8 protein-coding genes, 2 rRNA genes and 1 other annotated feature (2 of these 11 cut by a window edge) are annotated in these 10,000 nt (G+C 36.9%); of the genes, 9 read left to right on the top strand and 1 reads right to left on the bottom strand.

Annotated elements, in window-relative coordinates:
• From BEN51_RS12995 to trpA, 8 genes are all read left to right on the top strand, one after another.
• Positions 1–2,199, top strand: a 23S ribosomal RNA gene (locus BEN51_RS12995); it begins 707 nt to the left of the window's first position.
• 52 nt (positions 2,200–2,251) lie between these two features.
• Positions 2,252–2,368 (top strand): 5S ribosomal RNA (rrf, locus tag BEN51_RS12990).
• Between the two features lie 125 nt (positions 2,369–2,493).
• Positions 2,494–2,811, top strand: a binding site (T-box leader).
• 61 nt (positions 2,812–2,872) lie between these two features.
• Entirely contained in the window at positions 2,873–4,309 is a 1,437-nt protein-coding gene (gene trpE, locus BEN51_RS12985) for an anthranilate synthase component I (protein ID WP_335621840.1), read from the top strand.
• Positions 4,299–5,339: an anthranilate phosphoribosyltransferase gene (gene trpD, locus BEN51_RS12980; protein WP_119866426.1), complete on the top strand. Its 1,041-nt coding sequence runs from the start codon at positions 4,299–4,301 to the stop codon at positions 5,337–5,339. The genes trpE and trpD overlap by 11 nt, the downstream gene beginning before the upstream one ends.
• Complete coding sequence (gene trpC, locus BEN51_RS12975; protein ID WP_119866425.1) at positions 5,339–6,118, top strand: indole-3-glycerol phosphate synthase TrpC; 780 nt, start codon at positions 5,339–5,341, stop codon at positions 6,116–6,118. The genes trpD and trpC overlap by 1 nt, the downstream gene beginning before the upstream one ends.
• A 5-nt stretch (positions 6,119–6,123) precedes the next feature.
• Positions 6,124–6,735, top strand: a complete 612-nt coding sequence (locus tag BEN51_RS12970) for a phosphoribosylanthranilate isomerase (RefSeq protein ID WP_119866424.1) — start codon at positions 6,124–6,126, stop codon at positions 6,733–6,735.
• Positions 6,732–7,910, top strand: coding sequence for a tryptophan synthase subunit beta (gene trpB / locus BEN51_RS12965; RefSeq protein ID WP_119866423.1), 1,179 nt, complete (start codon positions 6,732–6,734; stop codon positions 7,908–7,910). Before BEN51_RS12970 ends, trpB begins: the two co-directional genes overlap by 4 nt.
• Positions 7,907–8,701: a tryptophan synthase subunit alpha gene (trpA, locus tag BEN51_RS12960; RefSeq protein ID WP_119866422.1), complete on the top strand. Its 795-nt coding sequence runs from the start codon at positions 7,907–7,909 to the stop codon at positions 8,699–8,701. The genes trpB and trpA overlap by 4 nt, the downstream gene beginning before the upstream one ends.
• Before the next feature lie 121 nt (positions 8,702–8,822).
• On the opposite strand, the gene BEN51_RS13885 is transcribed toward trpA, so the two are convergent.
• Positions 8,823–8,960 (bottom strand): hypothetical protein, encoded by a 138-nt coding sequence (locus tag BEN51_RS13885; RefSeq protein ID WP_164704124.1) that lies wholly within the window; start codon positions 8,958–8,960, stop codon positions 8,823–8,825.
• A gap of 226 nt (positions 8,961–9,186) precedes the next feature.
• On the opposite strand from BEN51_RS13885, the gene BEN51_RS12955 reads away from it, so the two are divergent.
• On the top strand, positions 9,187–10,000 hold the 5' end (the start) of the coding sequence (locus BEN51_RS12955; protein ID WP_119866421.1) for a glycogen/starch/alpha-glucan phosphorylase. The gene runs 1,598 nt beyond the window's last position; the window shows 814 of its 2,412 coding nt (coding positions 1–814); it begins with the start codon at positions 9,187–9,189; its stop codon lies off the right edge, out of view.

Genomic DNA, 10,000 nt, shown 5'->3' with positions numbered 1-10,000 from the left:
CCCGAAACCGGGTGACCTATCCATGGCCAGGTTGAAGCGGGGGTAAAACCCCGTGGAGGACCGAACCACGTTGCTGTTGAAAAAGCATGGGATGAGCTGTGGATAGCGGAGAAATTCCAATCGAACTCGGAGATAGCTGGTTCTCCTCGAAATAGCTTTAGGGCTAGCGTCGGATATGAGTAATGGAGGTAGAGCACTGAATGGGCTAGGGGGCATATTGCTTACCGAACCTTATCAAACTCCGAATGCCATATACTATTAGTCCGGCAGTCAGACTGCGAATGATAAGGTCCGTAGTCAAAAGGGAAAAAGCCCAGATCGTCAGCTAAGGTCCCAAAGTGTAAGTTAAGTGGTAAAGGATGTGGGATTTCTAAGACAACTAGGATGTTGGCTTAGAAGCAGCCACTCATTTAAAGAGTGCGTAATAGCTCACTAGTCGAGAGATCCTGCGCCGAAAATGTCCGGGGCTCAAACTTACCACCGAAGCTACGGGTTCACACTTCGTGTGAGCGGTAGAGGAGCGTCGTAATCGGGCTGAAGTCGTACCGTAAGGAGCGGTGGACTGATTACGAGTGAGAATGTTGGCATCAGTAGCGAGATGTAAGTGAGAATCTTACAGGCCGAAAATCTAAGGTTTCCTGGGGAAGGCTCGTCCGCCCAGGGTTAGTCGGGACCTAAGCCCAGGCCGAAAGGCGTAGGTGATGGACAATTGGTTGATATTCCAATACCACTATTATCGTTATTATCGATGGTGTGACGGAGAAGGATAGGATGTGCTAGCCGTTGGTTGTGCTAGTCTAAGCATTTAGGGAGTCAGGATAGGCAAATCCGTTCTGACAATCCTGAGGTGTGATGGGGAAGGTCATTATGACCGAAGTATCTGATTCCATGCTTCCAAGAAAAGCATCTAGAGAGAGAAGTAGTGCCCGTACCGCAAACCGACACAGGTAGATGAGGAGAGAATCCTAAGGCCATCGGAAGAATTGCAGTTAAGGAACTAGGCAAATTGACCCCGTAAGTTCGCGAGAAGGGGTGCCTGCGAGAGCAGGCCGCAGAGAATAGGCCCAAGCAACTGTTTAGCAAAAACACAGGTCTCTGCTAAAGCGTAAGCTGATGTATAGGGGCTGACGCCTGCCCGGTGCTGGAAGGTTAAGGGGAACACTTAGCGTAAGCGAAGGTGTGAACTTAAGCCCCAGTAAACGGCGGCCGTAACTATAACGGTCCTAAGGTAGCGAAATTCCTTGTCAGGTAAGTTCTGACCCGCACGAATGGCGTAATGACTTGGGCACTGTCTCAACTGCAAATCCGGCGAAGTTGTAGTGCGAGTGAAGATGCTCGCTACCCGCGATTGGACGGAAAGACCCCGTAGAGCTTTACTGTAGCTTAGCATTGAGTTTCGATATTGTCTGTACAGGATAGGTGGGAGACTGGGAAACTGGGGCGTCAGCCTCAGTGGAGTCGTCCTTGGGATACCACCCTGATAGTATTGGGATTCTAACTGGACGCCATGAAGCTGGTGACAGGACATTGTTAGGTGGGCAGTTTGACTGGGGCGGTCGCCTCCTAAAAAGTAACGGAGGCGCCCAAAGGTTCCCTCAGAACGGTCGGAAATCGTTCGTAGAGTGTAAAGGCAGAAGGGAGCCTGACTGCGACACCCACAAGTGGAGCAGGGACGAAAGTCGGGCTTAGTGATCCGGTGGTACCTCGTGGGAGGGCCATCGCTCAACGGATAAAAGCTACCTCGGGGATAACAGGCTGATCTCCCCCAAGAGTCCACATCGACGGGGAGGTTTGGCACCTCGATGTCGGCTCGTCGCATCCTGGGGCTGAAGTAGGTCCCAAGGGTTGGGCTGTTCGCCCATTAAAGCGGCACGCGAGCTGGGTTCAGAACGTCGTGAGACAGTTCGGTCCCTATCCGTCGCGGGCGTAGGAAATTTGAGAGGAGCTGTCCTTAGTACGAGAGGACCGGGATGGACTGACCTCTGGTGTACCAGTTGTTCTGCCAAGAGCATAGCTGGGTAGCTAAGTCGGGAAGGGATAAACGCTGAAAGCATCTAAGCGTGAAGCCCCCCTCAAGATGAGATTTCCCATAGCATAAGCTAGTAAGACCCCTTGAAGAACACAAGGTTGATAGGTTAGAGGTGTAAGTATGGTAACATATTTAGCTGACTAATACTAATAGGTCGAGGGCTTGACCAAAATAATAATGGCTATATTCATGTGCAATTTTCAGAGAACAAGTTCTCTGAAATCTGGTGACAATGGCGTAGAGGAAACACTCCTTCCCATTCCGAACAGGACAGTTAAGCTCTACAGCGTCAATGGTACTGCAGGGGAGACCCTGTGGGAGAGTAGAACGTCGCCAGGTAATAAAAACATCAAGCATTTGCTTGATGTTTTTTTGTTTTTATTAAAAATATTATTAAAAAGCTATTGACTAAATATTATGAGTGTAATAAAATGGATTAAAATATTATCAATGTAAAAAACAGGTTAAAATCTAGGAGCAGAAGGAGTAGATATAGGAGCTTAGTTTAAGCGAGTCTGGGATGGTGAGAGCCAGGTACTGTAGTCTATATTGAATGGGTCTGTGAGATGATATGTGAAATTATAGTAGCATTTTCCGGGAGTCAGCCGTTACAATGACAGGGTATCGATATTATTCCGTACCTGATAAAGATAAATTTGCATTTAGGTGGCATAGCGAGTATAACATCTCGTCCTATTGGACGAGGTGTTTTTTTGCTATATATGCTTGCTTAATAATGTGAATTTAATATGGGTGGCACCGCGAGTCACTTCGTCCCATTATAAGGATGAAGTGGCTTTTTTTTATTAAATTATAAGGATTGGAGGTTTTATTATGATCACTATGACCAAAGAGCAATTCAATGAATTAAAAAAGAGAAAGAAGGTTTTTCCTGTTACCTTTGAAGCACATGCAGACGAATTGACACCTATAGTTATGTTTTATAATCTTGAAGGCAAAAATAGATGTCTTTTAGAAAGTGCCTTGTCTACTAAAGAAAGTGGAAGATATTCTTTTATGGCAGAAAAGCCTTATCTTAAGCTTATTAGCTATGAAAAAAATATTTCTATCATAAAAGAGGATGGAAGCAAAATGCAAAAGAAAGGAGAGCTGCTGAATACAGTAAAAAGTCTGCTAAATATCAAATACAGTTCCGAATATTTGGATTTGCCTTTTACTGGTGGTGCTATAGGTTATGTAGGCTACGATATGATTAGGCAATATGAAAAACTTCCAGATAGCAATAAAGATGAAATGAATATTCCTGATGCCTATCTTCTATTTTATAAAACAGTAATTTGTTATGACCATTACAATCATAAGCTATATATCATTTATAACGTACTTTATGAAGATGAACTTGAGTATGAAGAAATAGCAAAAATATTAGAAAAAACTTATGAAAAAATTAGGATTAGGAGGGAAGTACATTCCCTTGAAAAAAAGAACTTATCAGCAAAAGTAAGATCCAATTTATCTGAGAAAGAATTTTGTGACCTTGTAAATAGGGCAAAAAGCTATATAAAAAAGGGGGATGTATCCCAAGTAGTGTTATCTCAAAGATTTAGCATTGACACAGAAGGAAATTCCTTTGAGCTTTATAGAAGATTAAGATCGGAAAATCCATCACCATATCTATTTTATATAGAGTTTGGAGATTTTGAAGTAGTGGGCTCTTCCCCTGAAAGATTAGTAAGTGTTAAAGACAATATCATAATTACTAATCCAATTGCAGGTACACGGCCAAGAGGAAAAAATAAGGAAGAAGATAGTTTGTTGGCTAAAGAGTTATTAGCTGATGAAAAAGAAAGAGCTGAACATGTAATGCTTGTGGATTTAGGGAAAAATGATGTTGAAAGGATTAGTGAGCTCGGTACTGTTAATATTGATAGGTTCATGGAAGTAGAATTATATTCTCAGGTAATGCATTTGGTTTCTCAAGTTTCAGGAAAATTAAAGGAAGGTTTATCCTGCTATGATGCCTTAAGATCCTGCTTACCAGCAGGTACTGTGTCAGGGGCACCAAAAGTTAGAGCCATGGAAATTATAGAGGAGTTAGAAAATGCAAGACGAGGAATATATGCAGGTGCTTTAGGTTACTTTTCCTATCAGGGAAATATGGATTTCTGTATAGCAATAAGAACTATTGTAATTAAGAATAAAACAGCCTATATACAAGCAGGAGCTGGAATAGTGCATGATTCGGATCCAATTAAGGAGTATAAAGAAACAATAAATAAAGCAAAGGCATTAAGGATGGTGATTTGCAATGATAAATAAAGCTATAAAGAAAATAGTGCTAAGAGAAAATTTAACGGAGAAAGAAGCAGAAGCTGCAATGAATGAAATAATGAATGGGAAATTTGAACCTTCACAGGTAGGAGCATTTTTAATTGGACTTAGGATGAAGGGGGAAAGTATAGATGAAATAACAGGCTGTGTAAAATCTATGAAGAAAAATGCAAAGAAATTCAATTTAGATTTACATGGTGAAAAAGCTGATAAAACACTAGTGATTGATACTTGTGGTACAGGTGGAGATGAGGCAAATACTTTTAATATATCTACTGCAGTAGCTATTATTGCAGCGGCTGCAGGGGTCAAGGTTGCTAAGCATGGGAGCAGGGCAGTATCAAGTAAGAGTGGTAGTGCAGATGTGCTAGCAGAAATGGGATTTAATATTAATATTGATCCTAATATTTCAGAGCGGTGTATAAGAGAAACAGGTATGACCTTTCTCTTTGCTCAAAATTATCATCCTGCTATGAAACATGCAGCTCTTGTAAGAAAACAGTTAAGTACAAGAACTATATTTAATATAATAGGACCCTTAACAAATCCGGCAAATATAAAAGGACAAGTACTTGGGGTTTTTGATAGAGATTTAACCCACAAATTAGGCCAGGTTCTCTTAAAGCTTGGTAGAGAAAGAGCTTTAGTAGTTCATGGTGATGATGGTTTAGATGAAATAACAATAACTACAAAAACTACAGTAACAGAGATTAAAGAAGGCAAGATTATAGATTACGCAATAAATCCTCAGGATTATGGAATACCCGTATGTAAAAAGGAAGATATACAAGGTGGAGATGCCAAGGAAAATGCAAGGATTATTTTAGATATATTTAAGGGGAAAAAGGGACCTAAGAGAGATATAGTTTTAATAAATGCTGCAGCAGCCTTGTATGTAGGGAAGGCCGTTGATGGTATTTATGAGGGAATAAAGCTAGCAGAAGAGATTATTGATTCTGGAAGGGCCTATAATAAACTAAAAGAAATAGTGAACTTTAGTAGGAGAGTGGCTGTGTAATGATATTAGATGAGATTGTTGCAGTTAAGAGAAAGCAATTGGAATTAGAAAGAGGAAAAAAAACTTTAAATGATTTAATTAAAAAACTTAGAGCTAGAAAAGTTAGGGATTTTGAGACTTCTCTTAAGAAAGAAGGAATATCAATAATTGCTGAAATAAAAAAAGCATCACCATCAAAGGGAATTATAATTGAGAACTTTAATCATAAAAGTATTGCTGAAATTTATGAAAAAATAAATATAGATGCCCTTTCAATACTGACAGAGGAGCATTTTTTTAAAGGCAGTAATGATTTTATTAAGGATGCAAAAGAAATAACAGCTAAGCCTATTCTTCGGAAGGATTTCATTATTGATGAGTATCAGATATATGAAGCCTATGAAATAGGGGCTGACGCCATACTCCTAATAGCAGCCATATTACCTGGGAAGCTTAAAAGTTTCTACCATTTGGCCTCGAGCTTAGGATTACATGTGTTGATAGAGGTTCATAATGAGAAGGAATTAGAAGAAGCCTTAGAAACTGGGGGAAAAATAATTGGAATAAACAATAGAGATCTTAAAAGTTTCCAAGTTAGTCTAAAGCATACAGAGAAACTTATAAAGTATATTCCTAAAGATAAAATAGTAGTTTCGGAAAGCGGCATAGCTACTGTTGAGGATATAAAATATATAGAAAGCTTAGGAGTAAATGCAGTTTTAATTGGGGAAGCCTTTATGAGAAATATAGAAGATGAACTTAAAATTAATGAATTTATATTAGCTTGCAAGGCTAGGTGATAAGGATGGTAAAGATAAAAATTTGTGGATTGAAAAGGGCCCTTGATATTGAGTATGTAAATGAACTTAAGCCAGACTATATAGGTTTTGTCTTTGCTGATAGTAAAAGAAGGGTAAGTGAAGATATAGCCTTAGAGCTTACTAAGAATTTAAGAAAAGATATTAAAACTGTAGGGGTTTTTGTTAATGAAGATATAAACAGGGTAAAAGAAATTTCAGAAAAAGTTAAATTAGACATACTTCAATTTCATGGTGATGAGGATATGACATATATTAATTCTTTTACAGGTTACCAAGTTTGGAAGAGCTTTTCTATTAGAGGGGAAGGGGACCTCGAAAATTTAAGTAAATATACAAAGGTTAGCTTTCTCCTTGATTCTAAAATTGAAGGAATTCGGGGGGGAAGTGGAAGGACTTTTAATTGGAATATATTAAAGGATTTTAATTTACAAAACAAAATAATTTTGGCAGGAGGCCTAAGTATTGAAAATATTACTGAAGCCATTAAAGTTGTAAGGCCTTTTGCAGTTGATGTATCTAGTGGAGTTGAGAGTCAGGGTGTTAAAGATTATAAAAAAATTAAAGACTTTATAGGGAAAGTGAGGAGTTTTATATGAAAGGGAGATTTGGACAATTTGGTGGGCAATATGTACCTGAAACAGTTATGAATGCAGTAATGGAGCTTGAGGTAGAATTTGAAAAAGCTATTAAGGATGAAAGGTTTCTAGAAGAATATAAGTATTATTTAAAAGAGTATAGTGGCAGGGAAACCCCATTATATTATGCAAGAGGGCTATCTGAAAAATATGGAGGAGCTAAAATATATCTTAAAAGAGAAGATTTGAATCATACAGGAGCCCATAAAATAAATAATGTTTTAGGGCAAATACTTCTGGCTAAAAGGATGGGGAAGAAAAGAGTTATAGCAGAAACAGGGGCAGGTCAGCATGGGGTTGCTACCGCCACTGTTGCAGCATTGCTAAAAATGGAATGTGAAATATTTATGGGTGAAGAGGATATAAGAAGGCAGTCTCTTAATGTATTTAAAATGAAAATGCTAGGAGCCAAGGTTACAGCTATTAAAAGTGGGACAGGCACCTTAAAGGATGCAGTAAATGGAGCCTTTAGAGATTGGGTAACTAATATTGATAGCACCTTCTATGTAATAGGTTCTGTTATGGGGCCTCATCCATATCCAACTATGGTAAGAGATTTTCAACGAATAATAGGCGATGAAGCAAGGAGGCAGATAATTGAGAAAGAGGGAAGACTTCCAGATTATCTTATAGCTTGTGTAGGTGGTGGAAGTAATGCTATGGGTATTTTTTATCCCTTTATAGAAGATAAAGAAGTAAAGCTTATAGGAGTAGAGGCTGCAGGCCTTGGACTAGATACAGATCAGCACGCAGCCACAGTTACAAAAGGGAGCTTAGGGGTGATTCATGGTATGAAAACCTATGTGCTGCAGGATGAAGATGGACAAATAATGCCTGTTTACTCTATATCTGCAGGTCTCGATTATCCTGGTGTTGGACCAGAACATGCTTATTTAAAGGATACAAAGAGAGCTAATTATGTAGCTATAACAGATAAGGAGGCTATAGGTGCTTTTAAGGAACTTTGTTTAGTAGAGGGGATTATACCTGCAATAGAGAGTTCCCATGCCATTGCCTATGCTTTGAAGCTAGCACCTACATTAAGGAAGGAAGAGATAATAATAGTTAATCTTTCAGGAAGAGGAGATAAAGATATCAATATAGTTGCAGAAGAGATGGGGGTGGAACTTAAATGAACAGAATAGATTTAAAATTTAAGAAGTTAAAGGAAAAGAATGAGAAAGCCTTAATTACTTTTATAACTGCAGGAGATCCAGATATAGGCACAACTGTAGAGTTAGCTTTAGAAATAGAAAAGGCAGGTGCAGATATTATTGAGTTAGGAATTCCCTATTCTGATCCAGTAGCAGATGGTGAAGTTATTCAAGAGTCCTCTCAAAGGGCATTAAATAAGGGAATAAAAATAAAAGATATAATGCAGGCTGTGAAAGATATTAGAAAACAATCTTCTATCCCCCTAATATATTTAGTTTATTACAATTGTATATTTAAATATGGAATTGAAAAGTTTATTAGGGATTGCAGTAAATCTGGTATTGATGGACTTATAATTCCAGACTTGCCTCTAGAGGAGAGGGGAGAAATAATGGAATTTGCTTATGAAAATGATATTTATATTCTTCCAATGGTAGCTCCTGCATCGGAAGAAAGAATTAAAAATATTTTAAAAGAAGGCAAGGGTTTTGTATATTGTGTATCTATTAATGGAGTAACAGGAACTAGAGAGAATATATCTACAGATTTGAGTAATTATATAAATTTAATAAAAGAATATAGCCAGCTGCCTAAAGCTATTGGTTTTGGTGTATCAAATGTAGAAATGACAAAAGAGTTTTCAAAATATGCAGAAGGTGTAATTGTTGGAAGTGCCATCATAAAGCGTATGGCATCTACTGATAATAAAGAAGAGGGGATAAAAAGAGCAGTAAGCTTAGTTAAAGAATTAAAAGAAGCTTTAAGAAGCTAAGTAGAAGTTAGCAAAAATATACCCTATAGAATAGTTTGCTTTAAAGTATCCATTCTATAGGGTGTTTTTTAAATTTGTAAAATTTAGTTTGCTTTAAATATGTTTTGTTATAGTGATTAGTTTATTTAGTTAAAACAAGTCCCTTACTTCTAATACAAGTACATTCTCTTGCTTCAGTAGTATGCAGACATTGATATTTAACCTTTTTTGGAGCTTGGATTTCCTTTACTTTTTTCTTATCTATATTATTTGAATTCATTATTAGTTCTCCTTTTATAATTTATTTAGTTAATATTATATATTATAAGATAGTAATTATCAATTAAATAAAAATGGAATAAAATTATGAACAATTAAAATTAAAAAATATAGATTCATGTTGATAATTTTTTATCATATGTGGATAGAATTATTGAAAGAACTATTTATGTTTAAAGCAATATAATGAAGTAAGAATGGATTTAGTCAAGAAGGAGGAACCATCTGTGAAAAATATAAATAAGGAATCTTTTAAAAAAGAATATAGCAAAAGATTTTTAGAATTAACCGGAAAAAGAATAGAAGATGGTACAAATGAACAAAAATATTATGTTTTAGGAAGCTTAATAAGAGGCTATGTTATGAATGATTGGCTAAATACTCAGAGCAGATATAAGAAAAATAATAAGAAAGAAATATATTATTTTTCAATGGAGTTTTTAATAGGAAGATTATTAAGTGATAATTTAATAAATTTAGGAATAAGAGAAGTTTGCCAGGAAGCTTTAGCAGATTTAAATATAAAGTTAACTGAATTGGAAGAGCTAGAGAATGATCAAGGGTTAGGTAATGGCGGCTTAGGTAGATTAGCTGCTTGTTTCTTAGATTCAATGTCATCCCTATCCATAGCAGGTCATGGTTGTGGAATAAGATATAAATATGGATTTTTCAATCAAAAAATAATAGAGGGAAAGCAGGTAGAAGTTCCTGATAATTGGTTGAAGCAAGATAATCCATGGGAAGTTAAAAAGAAGGATGAATCTGAGATTATAAAGTTTGGTGGTGAGGTAAGGTTAGAGAATGTTAATAATAAACTTGTTGCTAAACATTATAATTATGAAGCTGTATTAGCAGTTCCTTACGATACACCAGTTGTTGGATATGATAATGGAGTAGTTAACACATTAAGATTATGGAGTGCAGAGACGGTTAATGATGAATTTAATTTTGAGGCCTTCAGCAAAGGAGACTTTTCAAGAGCATACGAATATAAAAATTCTGTTGAATCAATCACGTCAATATTATATCCTGATGATTCAA

The organism is Clostridium isatidis (assembly GCF_002285495.1).
In the GTDB taxonomy this organism is placed as follows: Bacteria; Bacillota; Clostridia; order Clostridiales; family Clostridiaceae; genus Clostridium; species Clostridium isatidis.
This window is presented reverse-complemented; position numbering and strand designations above follow the sequence as displayed.

Coding starts and splice junctions, on each gene's coding strand:
- BEN51_RS12970 (WP_119866424.1), top strand. CDS start 6,124: ATGGTAAAGATAAAAATTTGTGGATTGAAAAGGGCCCTTGATATTGAG.
- trpE (WP_335621840.1), top strand. CDS start 2,873: ATGACCAAAGAGCAATTCAATGAATTAAAAAAGAGAAAGAAGGTTTTT.
- trpD (WP_119866426.1), top strand. CDS start 4,299: ATGATAAATAAAGCTATAAAGAAAATAGTGCTAAGAGAAAATTTAACG.
- BEN51_RS13885 (WP_164704124.1), bottom strand. CDS start 8,960: ATGAATTCAAATAATATAGATAAGAAAAAAGTAAAGGAAATCCAAGCT.
- trpA (WP_119866422.1), top strand. CDS start 7,907: ATGAACAGAATAGATTTAAAATTTAAGAAGTTAAAGGAAAAGAATGAG.
- trpC (WP_119866425.1), top strand. CDS start 5,339: ATGATATTAGATGAGATTGTTGCAGTTAAGAGAAAGCAATTGGAATTA.
- trpB (WP_119866423.1), top strand. CDS start 6,732: ATGAAAGGGAGATTTGGACAATTTGGTGGGCAATATGTACCTGAAACA.